General features: G+C 41.6%; 26 protein-coding genes, 1 pseudogene and 1 CRISPR repeat array (1 of these 28 running past the window's edge). Of the genes and pseudogenes, 4 read left to right on the top strand and 23 right to left on the bottom strand.

Translation table 11 applies throughout. The features are described from left to right. Window positions 1-2081: direct repeats of the CRISPR family, unit length 30 nt; unit sequence GTATAGATTTAACCAGAATGGAATGTAAAG; it reaches 444 nt to the left of the window's first position. A 583-nt stretch (window positions 2082-2664) separates the two neighbouring features. Both ACZQK9_RS02210 and ACZQK9_RS02205 read left to right on the top strand, forming a co-directional pair. Beyond that, complete coding sequence (locus ACZQK9_RS02210; RefSeq protein WP_483269462.1) at window positions 2665-2880, top strand: aspartate dehydrogenase; 216 nt, start codon at window positions 2665-2667, stop codon at window positions 2878-2880. A gap of 29 nt (window positions 2881-2909) precedes the next feature. Next, window positions 2910-3452 (top strand): HD domain-containing protein, encoded by a 543-nt coding sequence (locus ACZQK9_RS02205; RefSeq protein WP_483269461.1) that lies wholly within the window; start codon window positions 2910-2912, stop codon window positions 3450-3452. 83 nt (window positions 3453-3535) lie between these two features. On the opposite strand, the gene ACZQK9_RS02200 is transcribed toward ACZQK9_RS02205, so the two are convergent. Then, the gene (locus ACZQK9_RS02200) at window positions 3536-4441 is read right to left on the bottom strand and encodes a glycoside hydrolase family 17 protein (protein WP_483269460.1); all 906 of its coding nucleotides are present in this window, start codon (window positions 4439-4441) and stop codon (window positions 3536-3538) included. A gap of 339 nt (window positions 4442-4780) precedes the next feature. Between ACZQK9_RS02200 and ACZQK9_RS02195 the strand changes: the two genes are divergently transcribed. After that, complete coding sequence (locus ACZQK9_RS02195) at window positions 4781-5854, top strand: tyrosine-type recombinase/integrase (RefSeq protein ID WP_483269459.1); 1074 nt, start codon at window positions 4781-4783, stop codon at window positions 5852-5854. 82 nt (window positions 5855-5936) lie between these two features. Here the strand turns inward: ACZQK9_RS02195 and ACZQK9_RS02190 are convergent, their stop codons facing one another. The 22 genes and pseudogenes from ACZQK9_RS02190 to hisZ all read right to left on the bottom strand — a co-directional run bounded on the left by ACZQK9_RS02190 (window position 5937) and on the right by hisZ (window position 24932). Next, window positions 5937-6551: a cytidylate kinase-like family protein gene (locus tag ACZQK9_RS02190; protein ID WP_483269458.1), complete on the bottom strand. Its 615-nt coding sequence runs from the start codon at window positions 6549-6551 to the stop codon at window positions 5937-5939. Window positions 6552-6636: 85 nt separating this feature from the next. Beyond that, window positions 6637-7560, bottom strand: a complete 924-nt coding sequence (locus ACZQK9_RS02185) for a patatin-like phospholipase family protein (protein WP_483269457.1) — start codon at window positions 7558-7560, stop codon at window positions 6637-6639. A 77-nt stretch (window positions 7561-7637) separates the two neighbouring features. Next, window positions 7638-8201, bottom strand: coding sequence for a 5-formyltetrahydrofolate cyclo-ligase (locus ACZQK9_RS02180; RefSeq protein ID WP_483269456.1), 564 nt, complete (start codon window positions 8199-8201; stop codon window positions 7638-7640). Window positions 8202-8218: 17 nt separating this feature from the next. Beyond that, window positions 8219-8464 carry a DUF896 domain-containing protein gene (locus ACZQK9_RS02175; protein WP_483269455.1) on the bottom strand — a complete coding sequence of 82 codons (246 nt, stop codon included), beginning with the start codon at window positions 8462-8464 and terminating at the stop codon, window positions 8219-8221. A 22-nt stretch (window positions 8465-8486) separates the two neighbouring features. Beyond that, on the bottom strand, window positions 8487-9347 hold the full coding sequence (proB, locus tag ACZQK9_RS02170) for a glutamate 5-kinase (RefSeq protein ID WP_325273652.1): 861 nt from the start codon (window positions 9345-9347) through the stop codon (window positions 8487-8489). A gap of 97 nt (window positions 9348-9444) precedes the next feature. Continuing rightward, a complete protein-coding gene (locus tag ACZQK9_RS02165; RefSeq protein ID WP_483269454.1) occupies window positions 9445-11097 on the bottom strand; it encodes an NAD(P)/FAD-dependent oxidoreductase in 1653 nt (550 codons plus the stop codon). Further along, complete coding sequence (locus tag ACZQK9_RS02160; protein ID WP_483269453.1) at window positions 11084-12301, bottom strand: BaiN/RdsA family NAD(P)/FAD-dependent oxidoreductase; 1218 nt, start codon at window positions 12299-12301, stop codon at window positions 11084-11086. Before ACZQK9_RS02160 ends, ACZQK9_RS02165 begins: the two co-directional genes overlap by 14 nt. Before the next feature lie 44 nt (window positions 12302-12345). Continuing rightward, complete coding sequence (locus ACZQK9_RS02155; protein ID WP_178016766.1) at window positions 12346-12702, bottom strand: hypothetical protein; 357 nt, start codon at window positions 12700-12702, stop codon at window positions 12346-12348. Between the two features lie 43 nt (window positions 12703-12745). Next, on the bottom strand, window positions 12746-13831 hold the full coding sequence (locus ACZQK9_RS02150) for a DUF3048 domain-containing protein (protein WP_483269452.1): 1086 nt from the start codon (window positions 13829-13831) through the stop codon (window positions 12746-12748). Next, window positions 13818-14330, bottom strand: coding sequence for an rRNA maturation RNase YbeY (gene ybeY, locus ACZQK9_RS02145; protein ID WP_483269451.1), 513 nt, complete (start codon window positions 14328-14330; stop codon window positions 13818-13820). The genes ACZQK9_RS02150 and ybeY overlap by 14 nt, the downstream gene beginning before the upstream one ends. A 51-nt stretch (window positions 14331-14381) precedes the next feature. Further along, entirely contained in the window at window positions 14382-15401 is a 1020-nt protein-coding gene (locus tag ACZQK9_RS02140; protein WP_483269450.1) for a PhoH family protein, read from the bottom strand. 16 nt (window positions 15402-15417) lie between these two features. After that, a complete protein-coding gene (locus ACZQK9_RS02135) occupies window positions 15418-16632 on the bottom strand; it encodes a sporulation protein YqfD (RefSeq protein ID WP_483269449.1) in 1215 nt (404 codons plus the stop codon). Further along, window positions 16625-16849, bottom strand: coding sequence for a YabP/YqfC family sporulation protein (locus ACZQK9_RS02130; RefSeq protein WP_178016761.1), 225 nt, complete (start codon window positions 16847-16849; stop codon window positions 16625-16627). The genes ACZQK9_RS02135 and ACZQK9_RS02130 overlap by 8 nt, the downstream gene beginning before the upstream one ends. A gap of 136 nt (window positions 16850-16985) precedes the next feature. After that, window positions 16986-17162 (bottom strand): 30S ribosomal protein S21, encoded by a 177-nt coding sequence (gene rpsU, locus ACZQK9_RS02125; RefSeq protein WP_021985542.1) that lies wholly within the window; start codon window positions 17160-17162, stop codon window positions 16986-16988. A 160-nt stretch (window positions 17163-17322) separates the two neighbouring features. Further along, window positions 17323-17925 (bottom strand): annotated as a pseudogene (gene clpP, locus ACZQK9_RS02120) (ATP-dependent Clp endopeptidase proteolytic subunit ClpP); the annotation flags it as partial. Window positions 17926-17956: 31 nt separating this feature from the next. Next, on the bottom strand, window positions 17957-20596 hold the full coding sequence (alaS, locus tag ACZQK9_RS02115) for an alanine--tRNA ligase (protein WP_483269448.1): 2640 nt from the start codon (window positions 20594-20596) through the stop codon (window positions 17957-17959). 1 nt (window position 20597) lies between these two features. Continuing rightward, entirely contained in the window at window positions 20598-20732 is a 135-nt protein-coding gene (locus ACZQK9_RS02110) for a hypothetical protein (RefSeq protein ID WP_256445816.1), read from the bottom strand. Between the two features lie 14 nt (window positions 20733-20746). Continuing rightward, window positions 20747-21115 carry a phosphoribosyl-AMP cyclohydrolase gene (gene hisI / locus ACZQK9_RS02105; RefSeq protein WP_483269447.1) on the bottom strand — a complete coding sequence of 123 codons (369 nt, stop codon included), beginning with the start codon at window positions 21113-21115 and terminating at the stop codon, window positions 20747-20749. A gap of 26 nt (window positions 21116-21141) precedes the next feature. After that, complete coding sequence (hisB, locus tag ACZQK9_RS02100; protein ID WP_216506680.1) at window positions 21142-21735, bottom strand: imidazoleglycerol-phosphate dehydratase HisB; 594 nt, start codon at window positions 21733-21735, stop codon at window positions 21142-21144. A 15-nt stretch (window positions 21736-21750) separates the two neighbouring features. Further along, window positions 21751-23043 carry a histidinol dehydrogenase gene (gene hisD, locus ACZQK9_RS02095; RefSeq protein WP_483269446.1) on the bottom strand — a complete coding sequence of 431 codons (1293 nt, stop codon included), beginning with the start codon at window positions 23041-23043 and terminating at the stop codon, window positions 21751-21753. 32 nt (window positions 23044-23075) lie between these two features. Further along, the gene (gene hisG, locus ACZQK9_RS02090) at window positions 23076-23714 is read right to left on the bottom strand and encodes an ATP phosphoribosyltransferase (RefSeq protein ID WP_178016756.1); all 639 of its coding nucleotides are present in this window, start codon (window positions 23712-23714) and stop codon (window positions 23076-23078) included. Between the two features lie 9 nt (window positions 23715-23723). Then, window positions 23724-24932, bottom strand: coding sequence for an ATP phosphoribosyltransferase regulatory subunit (hisZ, locus tag ACZQK9_RS02085; protein WP_216506684.1), 1209 nt, complete (start codon window positions 24930-24932; stop codon window positions 23724-23726). 204 nt (window positions 24933-25136) lie between these two features. Between hisZ and lexA the strand changes: the two genes are divergently transcribed. Then, window positions 25137-25763, top strand: a complete 627-nt coding sequence (lexA, locus tag ACZQK9_RS02080; RefSeq protein WP_178016754.1) for a transcriptional repressor LexA — start codon at window positions 25137-25139, stop codon at window positions 25761-25763. The last annotated feature ends 50 nt before the right edge of the window (window positions 25764-25813 follow it).

The following is a 25813-nucleotide window of genomic DNA, read 5'->3' as shown; positions in this document are numbered from 1 at the left end:
GCTTGGCGTTATTACGTATAGATTTAACCAGAATGGAATGTAAAGTACTTACAGTCGTGCATAGTTAGACAAGGAAGGATAGTATAGATTTAACCAGAATGGAATGTAAAGATAGTATTTTCTATTTGACAAATGAAGAAATTGAGAGTATAGATTTAACCAGAATGGAATGTAAAGACAGTTAAAGGAAAAGAAGTTAGTTGGTATGTGGGTATAGATTTAACCAGAATGGAATGTAAAGAACTGCCGATACTCGTTGTACTTCTTGAACTTGAAAGTATAGATTTAACCAGAATGGAATGTAAAGTGGTTTGAAGAGTTAACAATATATAAACAGATGCGAGTATAGATTTAACCAGAATGGAATGTAAAGATGATTGTCAGAAGTAACCGTTTAACCCCCGTATCGTATAGATTTAACCAGAATGGAATGTAAAGTATCATAACTGTAAAATAAGTACAAGTTATGTTAATGTATAGATTTAACCAGAATGGAATGTAAAGATAACTGGTATCAATTATTCAAGCATGATCAGCGGGTATAGATTTAACCAGAATGGAATGTAAAGGATATGATGAAGATGATACAAAAACAGGCAATTTAAGTATAGATTTAACCAGAATGGAATGTAAAGCAGAGATAGGTCTTGAGACAGACGAGAACAGCAGAGGTATAGATTTAACCAGAATGGAATGTAAAGATATTTACAGGTAAGATATTCCACGGCGATATTCGTATAGATTTAACCAGAATGGAATGTAAAGTCCAAATCCATTGTGAAGATGTCACGGACTATATCGTATAGATTTAACCAGAATGGAATGTAAAGTTCTATAATATTATACCCTCGGCAAGTGCCGCACGTGTATAGATTTAACCAGAATGGAATGTAAAGCCGGAATCGTATCATCCAATGTAAATATGACATTTGTATAGATTTAACCAGAATGGAATGTAAAGTTACAACCGACATTTATTAGAAAAAATAAATATTCGTATAGATTTAACCAGAATGGAATGTAAAGTGCGTATTCATCCTGTGAGCGTGGATCCAATGAAAAGTATAGATTTAACCAGAATGGAATGTAAAGGCTCAAACAATGATAAATATAAGGGCTGGAAAATCTGTATAGATTTAACCAGAATGGAATGTAAAGTGAAGAAGAAACACCGTTTGAAGCTTCTATGGAGCGTATAGATTTAACCAGAATGGAATGTAAAGGGTACCATCGCCGCATCAGTCATCGTTGCTATTTCCGTATAGATTTAACCAGAATGGAATGTAAAGACCTTTAGACCTTCGTTTGGTAGTGTTGATGGAGTGTATAGATTTAACCAGAATGGAATGTAAAGTCGGTTGAAAAAATTTTGCGAAGTAAACCAAAACCTGTATAGATTTAACCAGAATGGAATGTAAAGTCGGTTGAAAAAATTTTGCGAAGTAAACCAAAACCTGTATAGATTTAACCAGAATGGAATGTAAAGCATTAATATGAAAGTTGCCAATAAAGTAATAATTTGTATAGATTTAACCAGAATGGAATGTAAAGTCAACATACACTACGCAAGATAGAGATAAAAAAGAGTATAGATTTAACCAGAATGGAATGTAAAGGCGGAAGAAGGACGAAAGCGAAAATAAAGCCAATTCCGTATAGATTTAACCAGAATGGAATGTAAAGACCACCGCAAGTAAAATTGTTGCGTTGCTCAATAATGTATAGATTTAACCAGAATGGAATGTAAAGCGTTGGCGATGTTGGGGACGCAACAGGACGGACAACGGTATAGATTTAACCAGAATGGAATGTAAAGCAATAAATCCGGCAATTACGGATGCAACGATCATATAGTATAGATTTAACCAGAATGGAATGTAAAGTTCGGCTAATGAATTGAATCGGCTCGCCGTATGTCGTATAGATTTAACCAGAATGGAATGTAAAGATCTAAAGTCAGAGGACAACTGTTAATGACCAGATGGGTATAGATTTAACCAGAATGGAATGTAAAGGTTTTTCCAAGGATCCACTCATGCCCGGATTCCTGCGTATAGATTTAACCAGAATGGAATGTAAAGGCATATCCGGCGTGATCTGCAACCCCAGGCTCCGAAGTATAGATTTAACCAGAATGGCATGGTTCAAGATCTCTTCGGTATAGATTTAACCAGAATGGAATGTAAAGACAAACCACGCCACAAGCGCATATATAAATATTCTAGTATAGATTTAACCAAAATGGAATGTAAAGGAGGTACAGCAAGCGGCTAAATCAGGCAAGCTTCAGTATAGATTTAACCAAAATGGAATGTAAAATTCGTTTCTTAGATTATAGGGGGTGTAAGTTTATAGTATAGATTTAACCAGATTGGAATGTAAAGGCAACAAAAAAGACCATCAACACCGCGTTATCAGCGTATAGATTTAACCAGATTGGAATGTAAAGAAGCTGCACTGGTCTACATCGTGGCGTTTCACTCTGGTATAGATTTAACCAGAATGGAATGTAAAGCAGTAAGGGAGATGAATACAAACATCTTCATACTGATATAGATTTAACCAAAATAGAATGTAAAGGTTTATATGGACACACTTATGGGATGGCAACGACGGTATAGATTTAACCAGATTGGAATTATAATAACACAAAAGGAGCCCACCATGAAACTCTTCCACAAAAAATCACACACCACCTACAACCCAGCCGAGAAAACACCTGTCATCAAATGCAGCATCTGCACAGGAGAGCAGGTGGCTGGATTTCAGGCTAATGCCACTAAAGTATTTGAGGATATTATGCTGATACAAGATGCATCGGATCTTGCGCATTTCCGGGAGATGTATGGTATAATCGGAGATATTAAGAAGATTTATTGAAATAACTATGGAAACCGAAAGGATACACTATGTCATACATAACTACTTACACCGGAAAACATTTTGATCCGGTCAATCCGGATGCATCCCTTCTTTGCATCGAAGATATCGCGCATGCATTGTCGCTTTTGTGCCGCGGAAATGGGCATGTACAGACCTTTTTCTCCGTCGGACAGCATTGTATTGCCTGTGCGAAAGAAGCGCAGGCACGCGGACTGTCGGCGCGTTTGGTTCTTGCGTGTCTACTTCATGATGCAAGTGAATGTTACATGTCCGATGTTCCACGTCCATTCAAGCAAACGTTGCCGGAATATAACCGGCTGGAAAATCGATTACTCTGCATGATTTACACACAATTTCTTGGAAGTACATTAAATAATGCTGAACAGGAAATTCTGAAGGATATCGATAATGCAATGCTATGGTACGACCTTACATATCTGTTACACGAGAAACAGCCTTTACCGAAACCGCAGGTTCAGGATGAACCAGATTATACAGTCCGACCATTTGCAGACGTAGAAGAGGAGTATTTACAGATCTATCGGACTTTTATCCAGAAACTTCATTAATTATATTATAAACACACCAACCTTGTGAAAAATAGCAAGAGCCGCCTATCTTAATTAGATAAGCGGCTCTGATTATTTAATCTTTACCATTTTTTCTTCCGGTTGATATCGTAGATACCCCAGTTACACTCAGAGGCAGCCGGAGAGGACGGATCCTTCCAGAGCTCATCGAATGCTTCAAAGACGAAACCAACGATTCCCTCGGATTTCAGATAATCGGCAACTTCCTCCAGGTAGCGCTTCTGATTTGCAACCGACGCGTAATCAGCATGATCATCGTGTGCCGTATTCGTCGCCCACCCAAGCTCTGTAAAACAGACCTGCTTATCCGGGTAGATTGCACAGGCAGATTCGAAGCTTTCCTTCGTTTTGGCAAATGCATCCTCAATTGCAACATCCATATGATATGGATAAGTATGAATACCAATCACATCCACCTCATTCGCAATCGCATCCAGATTCTTCCAATCAATATCAACCTCACAGAAAGCAACCGGCTGCTTTACCGCTGCATGGAGCTTCTTTGTATGTGCCACAAGACGTTCCTCAGATACCAGATGTCCTACAAATGGGAAGCGGTTTTCGTTTCCGACAGAGACAGCCACGATTTCATCTGTATATTCATTTGCAAGCGCAATCAACCGATTGAGCTGTGCATCATTGCTTGCTGCATGTGCAGCCAGTTCTTCATCACTGAATGTCTGCGGACCTGTGATACATTCTGCAGAATTAATTTCCGCCAATGAATCAATTCCAATCATACACTGAAGCGGAAGCTTCTCCCCACGGATTACCTGCAGAGCAGTAACGGCATGCGCATTTGGCTCATACATACGGATATAGCCGTAGCCGTCTGCCACAAGCAGATGAAGGTCTTCGGATATTTGTTCCTTCGATGGAATTTCCCCAGTCGGACATTGACCTTCCCGGTAACCGGAATAACAGATTGCCTTTTTGTACGGTAATTTCTTCTCAAATGTTTTTCCCATGTGTGATTCTCCTTTATTTTAATTTGTATATAGTTTCTTTGTTATCCTTATTAAACATATGTATCTTAACATACATTTTCCCAGAAAGAATATCATAGTTTTGTGGTTATTTGCAGATAAATGGAACTGTTTTTTACAATTGAATAATACAACCAGTTTCCGCATAAAATATTGTGAATACGGTCAGAAACAGTAGAAGTCCCTCCATATGGTTTGTTTATAAATTTATTCGCAAAACTCAGGTTTTACGAATTTATCTATTGATTAATCACCAAAGTAGTGGTATCCTAGAACTATAGAGAAACCAACGCTTTACGAACAATTGGAGGTTTTTATCCTATGGCAGATATTACTTATCATGAACAAGAAGAACAACACAATCTGGATTTGATCCGGAATGTGTGCAACGATCTTCCGGACTACGTCAAACGATTCGTCCGAGGTATCCAGCAGACAACGTCTCCACGAACCAGATTGGGATATGTCCGGGATATCAAAATATTCTTTGAGTATATATGTGAGGTCTACACCGAACATCCTTGTGATACTCCAAAGGATGTCTCCCTGGGCGTCCTGTCGTCCATAGATACATTTTTCATCGAGGACTACCTGGACTATCTCCAGAAATACGAAAAGAATGGTCGTATATATACGAATGGCAAATCCGCGCTCAAGCGCAAGCTCTGCGCCTTGAGTGTCCTCTTTAATTACCTGTATAAGCACGATATGCTACAGGAAAATATATTTGATAAGGTGGATCGTCCCAAACTGCCGGAAAAGGCAATTACACGTATGGATGCGGATGAAACGGCGAATTTCCTCGATACGGTTGAATATGGCACCAATCTGACTGACCGTCAGCTCAAATTCCACGAGAAATCCAAGGTACGTGACTTGGCAATTATGACGCTTATGTTATCCACGGGCATCCGTATCTCCGAATGTGTCGGTCTGGATCTGAACGACGTGGATTTTAAGAATACTTGTATCCGTGTCACCCGGAAAGGTGGCAAGGAAGCAATCGTCTATTTCAGCGACGAGGCAGTCGAGCCATTGCAGGAATATATAGAGGAACGCAAGAAACTCACGCCTGCCAAGGGCTCGGAAAATGCGCTGTTCCTCTCCTCACACCACAGCCGGATCAATGTTCGGACAATCCAGAACATGGTTAAGAAGTATTCCCAGATTGCAGTTCCTCTGAAGCATATTACACCACATAAGCTTCGTAGCACCTATGGCACTGCATTATATCAGGAAACCTCCGACATCTATCTGGTTGCCGATGTCTTGGGCCATTCTGACGTAAATACAACGAGGAAACACTATGCTGATATGGATGACTATCGGAAACGTCGTGCCAGAAACACGGTACAGCTCCGGGAGCATCCGTCTAATCCAGCAAATAATAAGTAAAATAGCTTGCCAATATAAGTGTAAAAAAATATCCTTTACCAATCTCTGATAAAGGATATTTTTATTACTTTCATATGGTATACTACCTTATCTTATCTATGTAATCAATGATGAAATCGACAGTATCGTCTTCACTCATCAGACTACTATTGATAAATATATCATAGCTTTCAAGCGCACCCCATTTTTTGGAAGTGTAATAGTTATAATACGATGCACGTGCCTTATCTTCCTTTACAATCTGCGCCTTTGCTTTATCCGGAGTCAGATTAAAACGCTCGGAAACGTTCTTAATACGTTCCTCCAATGGCGCATGTATAAAGATACGAACCAGATTCGTATTGTGACGCAATGCGTAGTCTGCACAACGACCTACAAATACTGATGGTCCTTTATCAGCAAGTTTCTTAATCGTATCATATGTTGCCTGAAATGCCTGTTGGTTCAGATTTGTCTGATAGCCTGCACTTGTAAATCCATAGCTGTATGGATCTGAAACAAGCGAATACAGAAAACTTCTCGTTGGTTTCTCATCCAGCGATTTTAAGAATTCCTCGCTTAACCCGCTTTCCTTTGCCGTCTCATTGATCAATTCCTTATCATAGAAGTTCGCGGAAATCTTTTCAGCAAGCTTTCTACCAATGTTACGACCATTACTTCCAAACTGTCTACCAATCGTGATAATTGTCTTTGCCATAGATAAGCCCCCTTTACACGCCTTGTACAAGTCACTTTTGACTTACTCTGATTATACATTTTTTTGTGCAAATTGTCAAAATATTTTATAAATTTTCGTACTTTTTAGCTATATTGTTGAACTTTTCTATGTTAGAATTTACACGATTCTCCATCGTTTTATATGTATGGTTCACACGCAGCTGCATCACGATATCGTTATAGTCATTCTGCGCCAGCACCGGTTCCATCCGGATATACAGATCATCCGGTTGAAATTTTGTTTTTAAAGCCCGAAGTGCATCCTTCTCTCCGAGCATCTGACGGAATTCCTTTGCCCGTCCTGTAAAATTCAACGTTCCATCGATCAGATCTCCCAGATCATGACTTGGATAGATTGTGATAAATTGTGCATCCGGCCATTTATCAGTATTAAGAACCTTTCCAGCCCGCATACCGATCACGATAAACTGGCGGATTCCAAGATCATAGAGTGGCTGGATTGGTTCATTATCCAGCAGCCCTCCATCCCGGTATTTCTTTCCATCGATCTCTACCGCCTCATACATGACGGGAAGTGCTGTGGACGCAAGCAGAATCTTCCGTATTGTATCAGCATCATAATCCTCCAGTCTGCGATATTCTACCTGTTCCGGCTGCTGCGCCTCATTTAAACGGCTGATTGATACATAGATGTCGCGGGAATCCGCTTTGATCTTCTCCATATCAATATATTTCTCAAACATCGCAAGCATTTCATTCCGTGAGAAATACATACGATTTTCGGCAAGCATATTCAAATCAACATCAAAGACTGTATCCATATCAATCTCATTCCACGCCTGATACATCCGGTCCATATTATCCATCGAATATAACATTGCATTCACTGCGCCGATTGATGCGCCTGAAATCACTGATACATCCTGCAATAAGCCTTGTTCCTGCAGCACCTTTAATACCCCAACCTGATAGGCACCCTTGCCGCCACCGCCGGCAAGAACCAGGCCGATTCCCTTTTTTTCACCCATATACATAACCTCCATCGTTCCCTTTTCCATTTTACCCAATTTTCTATGTTTTCGATTTTATAGTTTACATAATATTATTATTGTTCATCATTGTATAATATTTGCTCAGGTTTGATATCCGTTTCCTCTGTCTTGATGGAATCAACAATCTGAACTGCATAACCGACAGCTACCGTATGGCATTCCGGATGTACAGCCAGATACCGGTCATAATACCCGCCGCCATAGCCGATACGGTCACAGCTTTTCGTAAAGACCGCCCCCGGCATCACAATCAGACAGCTCCCGCCAAACTCCTCCGGTTCTAACTGTGCCATACTGTCCGGCTCCAATATATGATATGCGCCCTCGACAAGCACAGTCTGTTCATTATATGCATAAAAATCCATGGTGTTCCCATTGACACGCGGCAGATAGATTTGCTTTCCATCGGCACGGAATTCTGGGATATATTGAAATAAGTCGACTTCTTTGTGAATCGGTACATAGAGACACAGTACCGTTGCTTCTTTATACACAGCAAGCGCACGGAGCTTCTCATAGATTTCTTTCGCTGCCTGCTTTTGATATGCTTCGGACAGATTCCTGCGCTTTGCAAGAATCTCCTTCCGAAGTGCTTTCTTTGATTCTGAAATTGTCATGTAAACCATTCCTTTATCTATTTTAAGCGGATTTGGATATACTCTCCCCGCTTATTCTTCGGTATATCCTTCACATGCGTGATACTTCCATCGGCTTCCTTGATATCGATATTATCAAGCTGTGATTTCAGGTTGCGCTTCACACTTGCGATATATGCCTTACGGAGGGCTGCCTGTTCCGCAAGCTCTGCTTCCGTCAGACCTTCCACGGTCTTGCTTTTTCTTGCTAACTCATTAATTCTCTGGATATCTGCTTCGTTCATGCGATATTCTCCATTTCTATTCTTATTTCTGGTATCCTTTATTCACAATAAAATCTACCGTATCAAAATCATCAGTTTCATGTGCCAGAAACAAAGTACCAACTGATTTTCCTTCCATCAGATCATAGATCTGTGTCAGCTTCTTAGCGTCCATAATTGCCATATCTGCGCCGGAATCCGTTGCGATCCGTGCAGCCGCAATCTTCGTGGACATGCCTCCTGTACCATAGTTTGTCACGGCACCTTTGGCCATATTCTTCATCGAATCATCAATCGTCTCTACCAACGTCAGTTTTGTTGCATCCGGGTTTTTGTGTGGATCATCCGTATAGAATCCATCAATATCCGTAAGCAGGATTAAAAGATCTGCCTTGATCAGATGTGCCACAATTGCCGACATCGTATCATTGTCACCAAACTCGATTTCTTCGGTTGCCACCGTATCGTTCTCATTTACAACCGGAATAACGCCCTGCTGTAACAGCTCATTTAATGTATTCTCAGCATTTCTGCGGCGTTCCGGATCGGTAATCGCATCAAATGTCAGAAGTACCTGTGCAGCCATATGATTATATTCCATAAAAAGCTTCTGGTAAATCATCATAAGCTGTCCCTGGCCAATTGCTGCACACGCCTGCTTCAGGGACACTGTCTTCGGCTTGTTGCGCAGTCCAAGCATCTCAAATCCGACACCAATTGCACCGGACGATACTAACACCACATCCTTTCCCTGATTCTTCAGGTCACAGATAATACGGACCAATGTCTCCAGCTTCCGGTAATCCGTACCTCCGGTTTCTTCATGTATGATAGATGACGAACCGATCTTAAATACGATTCGCTGTTTATCCTTCAATGTCTCTCTGATTCGTTTCTCGTCCACGTCTTTTCCCTCTTTTATTCTTTTTTTCTCTCATACCAGACCAGATAAATGTATCGGTATAATTATCTGCTTTCCATCTTATGAATCGTTACCTGAGTTATACTGTTTTACTGTTAATATAGTCAGCCACAGCCTCCGCCACCTTGATTCCATCCACCGCAGCGGAAGTAATACCACCTGCATATCCTGCGCCCTCTCCACATGGAAACAAGCCCGTATACCCGCTTCGATATGCCGCATCACGTATGATGCGCACCGGCGACGATGTCCGGGATTCGATTCCCGACAACATAGCATCTCCCGATGAAAAACCTTTTAATTTACGGTCATAATCCAAAATCCCTTCAATTATAGCATCATTTATATAGGCTGGCAAACAATTATTGAGGTTTGCAAACTGATAGCTGCCACGAATGTTCGGCCTCACACTTCCAAATTCTGTTGAAACACGATTTTCCTTATAATCCTCAAAGCGTTGCACCGGGATTTTGCCATTTCCTGCTTCATATGCCAGTCGTTCATATTTTTTCTGGAATTCCACACCTGCAAGCACACCATATTCAGCAAACCCGTCTGCGTCAAAATCCTCGGGTGTCACGTTCACAACAATCGCAGAATTCGCATTTTCCTCGTCTCTTCCATGGTTACTCATACCATTTACCACGCTCTGCCCCTCTCCGGATGATGCATTGACAACGAATCCACCCGGACACATACAGAAGCTATATACGCTGCGCCCCTTGCTTGAGCGGTATGTCATCTTATAATCTGCCGCCGGAAGCAGCTTTGCCTGCTCGCTTATGCCGTACTGGCTTGCATTGACCATCGCCTGGGAATGTTCGATTCGAAGTCCCATTGCAAAGGATTTTGCCTCCATGGCAACACCTGCAGTCTGCAGCATCGCAAATGTATCCCGCGCACTGTGACCAATAGCAAGAATACAGGCCATTGTCTCCATATCCATTGTCTGATTCTTCTGCAAATCAAGGATTGTGAGTGCCAGATGCGTATCTGATATATGAGTGATTGCGGTAAGCTGATGGGAGAAATAAATCTCCCCGCCAAGGGAACAGATTTCTTTGCGCATCGTCTGCATTACCTGTTTCAATACATCTGTTCCAATATGTGGTTTGTTCAGATAACCGATTTCCTCAGGCGCTCCAAACCGTATAAAATCTTGGATTACCGCCTGTATACGTCCGTCCTTGTCTTTGATTCCGGTATTCAGTTTTCCGTCCGAGAAGGTACCGGCGCCACCCTCGCCAAAGGATACATTGGAATTGGCACAGATTGGTGTCTCACCCTGCCAGAAGTCCTCGACATCCTTCGTCCGTTCCTCCACGCATTTTCCACGTTCATAAACAATCGGTCTATATCCGGCACGTGCCAGTTGCAATGCAGCAAAATATCCCGCTGGACCCGCTCCTATGATGATTGGACGATATACTGCTTCATCCGTATCATCACGCAAAATGTCACTACGGTGGCAAGGGAATTCATATTTCTTTTCTTTAGTTAACATAATATCTTTATTGTTAATTATATTGGGAGGAATTTTAGAAAAAACTTCAAATTTCACATCCACCGTATAAATGTGCAATAAATTTGCCTTATCTCTGGCATCTAAAGATTTCCGGACAATCTGATATGTATACGGATGATTTGTCTTAAGAAGCTTCTGTATTTTTTTTCTTAATGCAGTTGCCTCATCCTTCTGTACCGGAATTCTGATCTGATTAATTCTTATCATAGCACGCTCTCCCTGCCCGTAATCCTGTAAGTATCGCAAATGTCAGATTGTATCCGCCACAATCCCCATCGATATCCAGCATTTCTCCGGTTACATACAATCCCGGATATGCCTGACATTCCATTGTCTCCGGATTAATTTCCTGTAGGCTGATTCCACCCGCAGTTACCTGCGCATGTTCATAATCCTTTACCCCTCGCACATGAAACGGAAATTTCTTACATCTGTGATATATCTCCTGCATCCTTGCATCCGATAACTCCGCCAGCATCTGTTTCGGAGACAGCTCACACGCATCCAATATATACTTCGCCAGTTTTTCCGGCAGATACGAATTTAGATATCCATAAATATTTCGCTGTATGCTTTCATTTCTCTGCAAAAAATCCTTTTCCTGTATTTCCTGCAAAAAATCAATATTGATTGTTACGCTCTTCCCTTGCTCTAACCGTCTACCAATCTCCGAAGATAAATTAAATATCATAATACCAGACAAACCGTATTCCGTAATCTGCAATTCCCCGGTCTGCTGGTCTGTTACTGTTCCATGAGCAATCTGTGCAGAGCATGCCACACGTACACCTTTGATCACTTCCGTATCCTCTTCTGTTATGACTGCACATAGAGCTGGTCTTTGCGGGATACATTTCATACCAAGCTTTTCCGCCAGTTTTATCCCCCCATCACATCCACCAAGGGACGGATAGGACAGACCTCCACACGATAGGATCACCTGATCTGCAACAAGTTCTGTACCACAGATAATATGATATCCATCGCTTCTCCGCCGAATATCTGTCACATATTCAGAACAATAGGTTACGATAGATAATGCCCTGATCCGGTCTGAAAATGCCCATACAACCGAAGATGCCTGCATAGAACGGGGATAATAATATCCATCCAGACAGCGCTCATATATACCGATGGAATGTAAAAAAGCAAACAGCTCCCGATTCGGTTCCGTACCAAGACAGGTATGCAGGAACGACGAAACATCAGAATCTGCTGAATGATAATGTATCGCTGTCATATCTGAATTTGCAACATTGCAGCGTCCATTACCTGTCGCATATAATTTTTTCCCAAGTTTTTTATTTTTTTCTACGATACAGACGCTTTTTCCGCCTTCTGCAGCTGCGATAGCGGCAGCCATTCCGGCTGCGCCACCACCAACTACACATACATCATATGTTTCTTTCATCGTTCTCCTCACTACCACGTTCGTTTCGTTTTATTGTATACATATCAGGTAGACAAAGATTCCAGATACCGATACAATTCTTTTTGGGAATCAAAGTGCACATTTCCCTGCAAATCCCGGTAAAGCTCCGGATGCAGTTCCCGTAATAACGCGGCATCAATCTCCGTATATTCATACACCTGTTCCGTATCTGCTTCATATACAATCACACAGTCATTTTTTATTCCGACTGTAAATCCACCCTGATATGGTTCTGTGTCAACAGAAATCGAATCAGCTGCAATATCCAGTTTTTGTCCGTTTTTCTCCTGCATGCGTTGTTTAAAATATTCATTTGCCAACAAAAAGCATAACATAAATATCCCTAAAAATAAAAGTAAATATAAAAATAATTTCTTCATGGCACCAACTCCTTGAAGAAATTATTTCCATCTTCTTATTTAATTATTCAAAGATAATCTGATCCTGCTGATTCTCATCAAAGACAGTAATAAATGTCTTTCCAGGATTCATCTTCAACTGCTTACCATCTGCTGTAAAGTATTTCACAACGCCATTATCTTTTCTCCATGTAATTGCTTCATACTCACCATCTGTAATATAGTATCCGGTTCCTGACTTCTCCCAGTTGATATCCAGCAATCCACCGCCAAGATCGGAATACTGTACAAACTCAACAATCAGATTCTTATAACGAAGCTGCTCATTTGTCTGATCATCAATCTGCTTATCTCCGTACTGGAATCTATAATACAACTTCTCATCTGCATTATACTCATACCATCTTGTAGTGCTGCTGTTGTATGCAGTTGTCACCTTGCTGGCAGTCTGCCCACTGTTAAGCGCTGTGTCTTCATAATTAAATGCAAATGCTTTGGGCTTCTCACCTGTATACTCTGTGCTATATCCGGCAGCAGCAATTCCCTCTTTGAGTTTCTCGCTGTTTGTATAACAGTTATGTGGTGCTACACGTGACTCATCCCGATAAAATGTTGTAGAATCATACAGACCATTTAAATTATTCACACCAGAATTCTTAATCCAAGACTCTGCATACACAGACCATCCTACATGTGCATAAATTCCATCTAACATACTTGCTGTCTGAACATAATAATGTCTCGCACTACGAACCGGGCCAAGCTTTGTGAGGTTTGAATAATCCTTAAATACACACATATAACGGGTAATTCCGCCTTCTACCAGCATCTCATATGTGATATCCGCCTGTGAAATACCTGACTGTGGCATAGCATCCACAATATTATTGATCATAATACACAATGGTCTCTGATTTTCGAGACTTTCATCAATCCACTCGCCAGAAAACTCATTGATTACATAGCCTTCTTTGGTTGGTGTAAATTCGATGTCGCTCGAATCGGACATTGTAGCTGGGGCTTCCGTTGTAATAACTGCCTGCTCTGTCGTTGTATCGTCATCTTTTTTTCCACATCCTGTCAGACAAGATACAGAAAGAGCTACTGTAAGTGCAAATACGGACAGCTTCTTAAACTTATTCTTCTTCATTTTCTCTGGTATATCCTTTCTTTGTTAATATTTCTTCTTGTAGTTTTTCCATATGCAGACGTTCTGAATCATCAATATGATCATACCCTGCAAGATGCAGCATACTGTGTGCTGTCAGAAACGCAACTTCGCGTCGTCTGGTATGTCCATATTCTTCTGCCTGTTCGGCGATACGATCCACATTTAATATAATATCTCCCAGCATCAGTTCCCCACTGTCCTGATTAAAATAATCCAGTGGACTGTCTTCACAAAAATCAAATTTCCCCGGAACCTCATATTCAATCATAGGAAACGAAAGAACATCCGTTGGTGCATCAATATTTCGGTATTCTTTGTTGATTGCCTGTATTCCTGCATGATTTGTAAAGATTACATTCACCTCACATTCATATGGACATTTCAGAAAATCAAGAGAAGCTTCTATGATATCTTCAACAATATCCTGATAATGTGCAGGAATCTCTGTATCTAATTCATTCTCAAAAAATACGCTCAATGTATCTCTCCTTTATCGCCTGTTACATTTTATCCCAATTGGTGTTGATAATCAAGTTTTATCTTTGATTTTCATGGGGTATTTTATACTATTTTTATATTGTTTATTATGTCTGTTCTCATATGCCTCATAGGCATTGACAATGCGCTGTACAAGTGGATGTCGTACAACATCCTCACTCGTAAACCGGATCACAGATATCTCATCAATATCGTGTAATACTCGAAGTGCCACTTCCAAACCGGACTGCGCATCTTTTGGCAGATCCTTCTGCGACAGATCTCCGGTTATGATTGCCTTGGAACCAAAACCAATACGTGTCAGAAACATCTTCATCTGCGCAGGGGTTGTATTCTGTGCTTCATCCAGAACAATATATGCATTATCCAGAGTTCGTCCGCGCATATAGGCAAGTGGTGCTACCTCGATCAGACCTTTTTCCATATTTTTCAAAAATGCTTCTGCACCCATAATCTCATATAATGCATCATACAACGGGCGCAAATACGGATCCACCTTGCTCTGTAGATCACCTGGTAAAAAACCAAGCTTTTCTCCTGCTTCGATTGCCGGCCGTGTCAGAATAATCCGGTTTACCTCATTATTCTTAAATGCGGTAATCGCTTTTGCCATTGCCAGATAAGTCTTACCAGTACCTGCCGGACCAACCCCGAATACTATCATATCCTTATCAATTGCTTCCACGTACTTTTTCTGTCCTAATGTTTTCGCCTTAACTGGCTTTCCATTCGTTGTATGACAGATAATATTGGAATCTGAAGCAAGTGTAGACACGGCTTCTTCTTCCCCTGTCTTAGATAACGATATCGCATAATTCACATTCTGATCGGTAATTTCTTCTCCTTTGTCTGCCAGTGCAACCAGCTGTTCAATCACCGAAACAGCACGTTTTACACTGCCCTCGGATCCCGTGATACGAAGCTTATCGTCCCGCAGTACAACTGCCACATGATATGCCTTTTCCAAATTCTTAATATTCCGGTCAAACTGTCCAAACACAAGCTGGATCTGATCTGCCGGAACTGTAATTGTCTCATAATACGCACTCATAAATTATCCCTATTCCTCAATTTTCCTGTATCGTTGGTTCTGCAATCGTAAAGGTCTCCGGTACGCCTATGACCTCCCTCACGATCAGACTTCCAGATGCGGTACATTCTCCTGCTTTACATTCTATTTTAACATTATTTTCCAGTATTTCCACCCCTTTTTTCTTCAGTTCTTCGATATATTTTTGCAGAAGCTGTTCCTGCTTCTTCCGGGCTTCTTCCTCTGTATAAGTCTTTGTTTTATACTCCGGTTTGTAATACCTTGTCACCATTACCGACAACGGCAGATAATAAGCATTTCCAATATGAAAGGTATGTGTGGTTGATACCTGTTCATAGTCCTCCATAGATTTTGGCTGATACAATGTTTTTATATTTGTTCCAAGCTGGACAGAAATTCCTGTCTTTTTCTGTTTCCCTTGTTGTTTCTCTGTGTAATCAAGCGGAAATGTCTGTTGATACTGGTATTTCGTCTGACCATAGACAATCCCATCCGCAGCTACATAATTTGTTTCAATCAATTCCTCATATTCGTTATAAATATTCACTACGCCGGTAATCAAAATGTCACCTTTTTTTACTTCATCACCCGGCTTCACAAGTTTTGTTCCACTTTTGGCAAGGAGATCCACTACCATTCCATCTTTCACAGCCACAATATTACACGGCGTATCATATGTTTTTATTTCCTCCTTCTCCACTGTTTCCACAAAACGCACAACCAGCCGCGTACCAATTACCTCACAGGTAATCCAGGCAATTTTGTCATATTGCATCCGGAGTGCTTTCTCCAGATCAACAATCGATATATCTGCCCGCCTGGTACCAATCGGAACCAGATTTTCACTCATATACGTTACAATTTCTTCTTCTGTGTATACAGATGTTCCCTCCACATCAATATGCCAGATAAATAAGGACGAATAAAATATAATTCCCGCACATACAAGCAGACTGATCAAAAAAGCAATCCGTTTTTTATATTTCTTTACAAAAGGATACATACCTGTCTCGGTTACAATACTACAGCTTACCTGACATTTGTCCTGTAACTTTTCAATCTGTCTCCATTTTTTGTATGATATCGTTGCAAAAACGCCTGTCTTATCTCGGATTACATCAGAAAATTCAACATTGTTATGTTTACAGATATTTAAAAAACGTTCCACTTCCCATCCGGTTATATGTATGACACAGCGATGTACAACACATACATCTGATAATTTACGCATGTGCATCCACCCCCTCCGTCTTCCATCGAACTGCTTCTATATTTCCACGCACCGTAATCTCTGTTTCATCAAACGAAGCAATCCGAAGTCCCGTTCCTTCAATGGCCAGCATATGTTTTCTGCACTGAAGAAGTACCTGTTCCGGATCAAAGCTTACAATCTGTCGATATCCATCTACATGTACACATGTCTGTTCATAAAAATGCACCTGTGTCATTGTTTATCTCCGGATTCGTTTCACTTCAATATATGCACAGATTAATTTCTTTATGAATTTTATCTGTTTCTGCATAGGTTTTATGTAATTAAAAAAGGTGCTACTATAAATATAGTAACACCTTATCACGTCTGTATTATTTGAACTTGCGCTTTCTAGCTGCCTCAGACTTCTTCTTACGCTTTACGCTTGGCTTCTCGTAATGCTCTCTCTTACGAATCTCCTGCTGAATACCGGCTTTCGCACAGTTTCTCTTGAATCTACGAAGAGCGCTATCTAAAGTCTCATTCTCTTTTACGATTACGTTTGACATACTTCTCTCACCCTCCCTCCAGTTGTAAAATATCTCGTGTTTGTGCGTTTCATAAACAACTGTTTGGGTATTTACCAAATTGCACAAGTTAGATTATAACACATAAATCAAATTCGTCAACCAAAAATTGAAATTTATTGTCACGAATTTACATTTTTTCTTATTTCACTTCATCTCTGCTTGAGAAGATGTGATCAATCAGGCCATATTCAAGTGCCTGATCCGCTGTCATCCAGTTATTACGATCGGTATCACGCTCGATTTCTTCCATAGACTTGCCTGTATTCGCACTTAAAATACGATTTAAACGTTCCTTTGTACGAAGGATATTATCCGTTGCAATCTTCATATCCGTTGCCTGATTGTGTCCCGGAAGACCACCCAGTGGTTGATGAATCATGATTTCTGAATTCGGAAGTGCAATTCTCTTCCCCTTTGTACCACCTGCCAGAAGGAATGCTCCCATGCTGGCTGCCATACCAACACAGATGGTTGATACATCGCACTTAATATAATTCATTGTATCGTAGATACCAAATCCGGCTGATACAGATCCTCCCGGACTGTTGATATAGAGACTGATATCCTTGGAAGGATCCTCAGACTCCAGAAACAGAAGCTGTGCGATAACCAGACTTGCGGTTGTATCGTTTACTTCATCTGCCAGAAAGATAATTCTCTCCTTTAATAATCTTGAATAAATATCGTATGCTCGCTCGCCTCTGCTTGTCTGCTCTACGACGGTAGGTACTAATGCCATATTATGTTCCTCACTTTCTGTTTATGTCTAAAATCTATGAAAGCTGTACTTCTGCTTCCTTGATTCCCTCTGCAAGTGCATCCTTGATGCCTGCTGGATTCTTACCACCTGCCTGTGCCATGTTCGGACGACCACCGCCGCCACCACCGACCATCGGTGCAATCTTCTTGATGATGTTTCCGGCATGTGCACCAGCCTTCACTGCATCATCCGTTGCCATAACGATCAGGTTTACTTTATCTCCCATATCGGAGGCTAAGATAACTACACCAGATGCAATCTTTGCCTTCATCTCATCACCGAGATTACGAAGTGCATTCATATCAACACCCTTTACAGACACCGGAAGCACCTTATAAGCACCAACTGCAACTACATCAGACAATACATCTCCGACAGCAGCCTTTGCCATCTTATCCTTAAGCTTCTCATTCTCAGACTGCAGCTGCTTGATTTCTGCAAGCATGCCCTCAATCTTCTCTACCAGATTTGCCGGCTCTGCCTTTGCTGCTGCACTTGCCTGTTTCAATGTATTCTCCAGACTATGATAATATGCAAATGCACCGCGGGAAGTAAGTGCCTCAATACGACGAACACCCGCTGCAACACCTGCCTCAGACACAATCTTAAAGGTTGCAATCACACCTGTCTTTTCTACATGTGTACCACCACAAAGCTCGATGGAGAAATCACCCATATTGACGACTCGTACAGTCTCGCCATACTTCTCGCCAAAGAGTGCCATCGCGCCTGTTTTCTTTGCTTCCTCCAGACTCATAACCTTCGTTACAACCGGAAGATCCTCGGCAATCTTCTCATTGACGATAGCTTCTACCTGCTCAATCTCTTCTTTGCTAAGTGCCTGATTATGTGTAAAGTCAAACCGGAGACGATCCTGATCTACATAAGAGCCTGCCTGTTCTACATGTCCGCCAAGAACCTTCTTCAATGCCTTCTGCAGCAAATGTGTTGCAGAATGGTTCATACATGTATGCAGACGCTTGTCTGCATCGACAGAAAGCTTTGCTATATCTGAAAGATTAATCTCTCCATTTTCCACATAACCGATATGTGCGATCTTTCCACCGACAACCTTGATCGTATCCTTAACGATAAACTTACCAGTTTCTGTCTCGATCACACCGGCATCTCCACACTGACCACCCATGGTTGCATAAAATGGTGTTTCTTTGACAAGAATGGAACCATTATCACCTTCGGAAAGGCTGTTTACCACAGCATCCTCACCTGCAATTGCCACGATCTCAGATTCATGTGTCAGTCTGTCATAACCAACAAACTCCGTTGTGATTGCGACATCAATCTGCTCATAAACTGTCGCATCAGCACCCATATAGTTTGTTGTCTTTCTTGCTTTTCTTGCACGTTCCCGCTGTTCCTGCATGCAGGCCTTGAAGCCTTCCTCATCTGCAGAAAATCCGGACTCTTCCAGAATCTCAACCGTCAGATCAAGAGGAAATCCATAGGTATCATACAGTTTAAACGCATGCTCGCCAGAAAGAGTTTTCTCTCCCTTTGCTTTCATTTCTTCTACATAACCATTCAGAATAGAAAGTCCCTGATCGATTGTTTTGTTGAAATTTTCTTCCTCTGTATTTAAGGTTGCGAAAATATGCTCCTGCTTTTCAGCAAGCTCCGGATAAGCATCCTTTGACACTTCGATTACTGTCTTGGAAAGCTCTGCTAAGAATGCCCCCTTGATACCAAGCAGTCTGCCATGTCTTGCCGCACGGCGAAGCAGACGACGAAGCACATAGCCACGGCCTTCATTCGATGGCAGAATACCATCGGATGTCATAAATGTAACCGAACGGATATGATCGGTAATAACACGAATGCTGACATCTGTATTCGCATCTTCCTCATATGTAACGCCTGCCATAGAACATATCTTGTCACGGAGTGCCTTGATCGTGTCTACATCAAAGATAGAATCTACATCCTGTACAACCACTGCCAGACGCTCAAGTCCCATACCGGTATCAATATTCTTCTGCTCAAGCTCTGTATAATTATTGTGGCCATCGTTATCAAACTGGGTAAATACGTTGTTCCATACCTCCATATAACGGTCACAGTCACAGCCAACGGTACAGCCAGGCTTACCACAGCCATATTTCTCTCCGCGGTCATAATAAACCTCAGAACATGGACCACAAGGGCCTGCGCCATGCTCCCAGAAGTTATCTTCCTTACCGAAACGGAAGATACGATCCTTATCCACGCCGATTTCCTTGTTCCAGATATCAAACGCCTCATCATCTTCAAGATAAACAGACGGGTACAGACGATTCTTATCCAGACCGACAACCTCTGTCAGGAATTCCCATGTCCAGTGAATTGCATCGTGTTTGAAATAGTCGCCAAATGAAAAGTTTCCAAGCATCTCGAAGAATGTACCATGTCTTGCTGTCTTACCAACATTCTCAATATCACCGGTACGGATACATTTCTGACAGGTTGTCACACGTCTGCGTGGTGGAATCTCCTGTCCTGTAAAATAAGGCTTTAATGGTGCCATACCGGAATTGATCAAAAGCAGACTGTTGTCATTGTGTGGAATCAGCGAAAAGCTGTTCATCTTCAAATGTCCCTTGCTCTCAAAAAACTCCAAAAACATCTTACGCAATTCATTCACGCCGTAATTTTTCACGTCAAATTTCCTCCTGATTTTTCGCATCTTTATTCTTTCGGATTTTCTTTCCTACCATAATTCCAAGGCCTGCACAAACAAGCATTGACAGGAACTTAATCACATAAACCAGTAACTCACTCCATACATGTACCATAGTTTACCCTCCAATTATGAATCTTTCAACATTTTTTTAAAAAAACATGTGCGGCTTCCAGTATGACAGGCTGCTCCAACCTGTTCTACACGTGCCAGAATCGTATCGTTGTCACAATCCAGATACAGACTCTTCACATATTGATAATGTCCACTTGTTTCGCCTTTTAACCACAGGCTTTGCCGGCTTCTGCTAAAATATGTCATGCATCCGGTTTCCAACGTCTTGTTATACGATTCTTCGTTCATATAAGCAAGCATCAGCACATTACCTGTCTCATCATCCTGTACAATTGCCGGTATCAAACCAGATTCATTTAGTTTGAACTCTGAAAAAGGAATGGCAGCGATAAGCGGTTTATATCCAATCTTTTTATTATCCATGTTCTATTGTTCCTCCTGCTTATGCCTTACAGGCTTCCCTTGGTCGAAAGCACCTGACCGGAAAGCCGGCTGTCAAACTGTGTTGCCTCATCTAATGCCTTTGCAAACGCCTTAAACGCAGCCTCAATGATATGATGGTCATTCGAACCAGCAAGCTGTTTGATATGCAGGTTCATCATTGCTGAATATGATACGGCATAGAAAAATTCCTTCACCATCTGTGTATCAAAGTATCCAACCTGTGGTGTCGATAGCTCCAGATCATACACCAGATATGGACGTCCGGACAAATCCAATGCGGAAAGCACCAATGTCTCATCCATCGGAAGCATAAAAGAACCAAAACGCTTGATTCCCTGCTTATCTCCGACCGCTTTTGCAATCGCCTGTCCAAGCACGATTCCGGTATCCTCGATCGTATGATGGCTGTCCACAAATAAATCCCCGGTCACCTTACAATTCAGATCAAAAAATCCGTGTTTTGCAAAGCTCACAAGCATATGATCAAAAAATCCAATTCCTGTATCTACCTTTGCATAACCGCTTCCATCCAGATTCAATTCCATCTGGATATCCGTCTCATTTGTTTTTCTCGATACAACACCTACACGATTTGCCATATGCAATACCCCCTGTTATTTCTCAAATCGTACCTTAATTGAATTTGCATGTGCCGTCAGATATTCAGCCTCTGCAAAATCGATAATATCCTGATGAACTTCCTCTAACGCTTCTCTGGAATAGTAAATAATGCTGGACTTCTTAATGAAGTCATCTACAGAAAGCGGCGAAAAGAACTTTGCGGTTCCGTTCGTTGGAAGTACATGGTTTGGTCCGGCAAAATAATCACCAAGTGGCTCGGAAGAGTAACTGCCAAGGAAGATTGCTCCCGCATTCTGAATCCGTGTCATCGTATCAAACGGATTTGCTGTCACAACCTCCAGATGCTCACTCGCAATCTCATTTACCGTATCAATTGCATCCTGCATCGTATCCGCAACCAGAATATATCCATAATTATCCAGTGATTTCTGAATGATATCCTTTCTGGATAATTTCTTTACGAATCCTTCCACTTCCTCGCTGACCTTCTTGGCAAGATCTTCTGAGGTCGTAACAAGAATCGCAGATGCCATCTCATCATGTTCTGCCTGGGACAGCAGATCTGCCGCTACATATCTTGCATTGGCTGTCTCATCGGCAAGCACCATAATCTCACTTGGGCCGGCAACCGAATCAATGCTGACATGTCCGAATACACACCGCTTTGCAAGTGCAACAAAAATATTTCCGGGACCAACGATCTTATCTACCTTTGGAATGGATTCTGTTCCATATGCAAGCGCCGCGATTGCCTGTGCACCACCGGCCTTATAAACTTCATCCACACCGGCTTCCTTTGCTGCAACCAGTGTTGTCGGATACACCTTTCCCTCCGCGTTGCAAGGAGTTGTCATTACGATTTTGCCAACGCCTGCAACCTTGGCAGGGATAACATTCATAAGTACAGAAGAAGGATACGCTGCCTTACCGCCCGGTACATATACACCAACCTTCGCAAGTGGTGTTACCTTCTGACCAAGCAGAGTACCGTTGTTTTCAGAATCAAACCAGCTGTACTGTTTCTGCTTCTCATGATAGGTACGGATATTCACGATTGCCTTCCGGATCGTGTCCAAAAGCTTTGCATCTACCTGTGTATATGCCTCTTCAATCTCTGCCTCTGTCACACGGACATTATCCGCATTGATCTTTGCATGATCGAATTTCTCCGTATATTCAAATAATGCCGCATCTCTTCTGTCATGAATATCAGAAACAATATTCTTTACAGTCTCCTCATAGCTTCCGTAATTGTCCGGACTACGCTTTAAGAGATTGGTCAAAATGTCCTTCTTGGTATCTTCTGTCAACTTTACTATACGCATCTTAAAAGCCTCCTTATGTACTACACTTTTATCTAGTGAATTATCTCGTTTAAATCATTTAACAGCTTCCGGATTCTATCATGCTCCATCTTGAGACTCACTTGATTGACAACTACGCGCGCAGAAAGCGGACAGATCTCTTCTAAGACCTCTAGTCCATTTTCCCGCAGTGTCGAACCAGTCTCCACGATATCAACAATTACTTCAGACAGATCCACAAGCGGTGCCAGCTCTACTGAACCGTTCAGCTTAATAATCTCAACGGTCTGGTTTTTCTTCTCACTAAAATAATTCTTTGCAATATTCGGATATTTACTCGCAACACGGATAATTTCGTTTTTGGAAAGAAGTTCCCGCGCAGATTCCGGTCCGCATACACACATCCGGCACTTACCAAATCCAAGATCCATAACCTCATACAGATTACGGCCTTCCTCCATAATCGTGTCCTTTCCTACAACACCGATATCCGCCGCGCCATACTCCACATACGTCGGCACATCCGATGCTTTCGCTAAGAAAAAGCGGATTTTGTGCTCCTCATTTGTAAAAATCAATTTTCTTGTATCCGGGTCCTTTGCCTCTTCACAGGTGATGCCCATCTGTTCAAACATCGCAAGTGTCTTCTTGGCAAGACGCCCCTTTGCCAGTGCAAATGTTAAATAACGCATAGTCTCTCCTTAATATTCTGTAATCTTGTCCGCAGCCTCAAAGTAACACAATTTTGCAAAATGCATCTTATGCGCATAATCAATATATTCCTGCAGATCATGCCGTTTGGACATCCGGACAAGCTCTACCTTCTGATTTTCGGTGCGCAATTTACATGCATATGCGATTGCTTCCTTCTGATCTTTCTCCTTATACAGGACAAGTACATTGGAATAATCAAGTGCAACGTCGATCTTATTTCGGGCGATTGCACTCATCAGATCATCGACATAAATCGCAAATCCAACGGATGGAGCCTTCTTACCAAACTTCTCCATCAGGTTGTTGTAACGCCCCCCCTTAACGATTGCATCTCCCGTTCCATATGTATAACCGCGGAACACGATTCCGGTATAATAATTAAAGCGGTTGATCATAGACAAATCAAAACTTACATATTTTTCATAACCATAGCTTGTCAGTGCAGTATATACCTTGCGCATACGGGCAATCGCTTCTAACGATGCCGTATTTGTTACAAGCTTTTCTGCATGGTCAAGCATATCTTGTCCGCCAAACAGACTCTCAAAGCTTTTCAGTGCAGCCTTGCGTTCCTCCGGAATTTCCAGCGTGTTCACAAACTCAGTCAAGCCAAAGAAATTCTTTGAATGGATGTATTCCTTGATTCGCTGTTCTGTCTCATCATCCAGGCCAGCCTCCTCGATCATGCCCTTGAAAAACTCGACTTCACCGATCTCAATCTGGAACTCCTTTAAGCCAGTCGCAAGCAGACAATGAATCACACAGGCGATAATCTCAGCATCGGCAGCAGAACTGTCATCATTAATCAATTCTCCACCAATCTGTGTAAACTCAGATAGCTTACCCTGATGCTGGTGTGTATTTAAAAATGTATTTCCCGCATAGCACAAACGGATTGGAAGCTGTTCTTCCGGATAATATTTTGCCACACAGCGGGCAATGCTCGGTGTGATATCCGGACGCAGTACTAAAGTATTGTTATTGCGGTCAAAAAACTTATACATCTCATTGGAAGATGCAGACCCCTTGTCCATATTGAAAATATCAAAATATTCAAAACTTGGTGTATCAATATCCTGATAACTGTAAAGTTCTAACACATGATGAATCTGTGAAATCACTTTCTTTTTTTTCTTACACTCGGCATCATAGATATCCCGGACACCCTCGGGTGTATGTAATAACTTTTCGTTCAAAACCAGCTCTCCTTTTATATCTCATTTCTAACGACATACAAAGTCTAGGATATTATACTGCATTTCTATGGAAAATTCAAAGTTTTTCCAATGTTTTTTCAGCTGTTTTTTCATCCAAAAAAGAAAACAGAACATTTGTTTGCATTTTTTTGTGTTCTATGCTATCATGAATATAGTTTTTAATCAAAAGAAAGGGGATATGTTATGGCAAATCGAAAACTGACAGATAAACAGAAAGAAATTCTCGATTATCTGAAAGAATGTATCTTACAAAAAGGGTATCCACCTGCCGTGCGCGAGATCTGCGAGGCAGTTCATTTAAAATCTACCTCTTCCGTTCATGCACATCTGGAATCATTGGAGGAAAAAGGATATATACGCAAAGATCCAACCAAGCCACGTGCAATTGAAATCTTAGATGACGAGTTTAATCTCTCCCGGCGGGAAGTCGTCAACGTGCCGATTGTTGGTACTGTTACCTGCGGTGAGCCAATTCTTGCTGAGCAGAATATTCAGGGGTACTTCCCAATTCCACCAGAGTATCTGCATGCAAACGGAAAGAATACATTTATGCTGAAGGTCAAAGGTGACAGTATGATCAATGCCGGTATCTTTGATGGTGACTTAGTGATGTGCGAGGAAGCACAGACGGCAAGAAATGCAGAGATGGTAGTTGCCCTGATTGATGATTCCGCAACCGTAAAAACCTATTACAAGGAAACTGGTTACTACCGTCTACAGCCAGAGAACGATACCATGGATCCAATCATCGTCCAGGATGGAGAACTCCAGATTCTTGGCAAAGTCATCGGATTATTCCGTACATTTTAGAGAACGTCAATATCAGCCATATTACATAAAAAGACAGATTCCATATTTAT

The organism is Wujia sp. (assembly GCF_056872695.1).
This window is presented reverse-complemented; position numbering and strand designations above follow the sequence as displayed.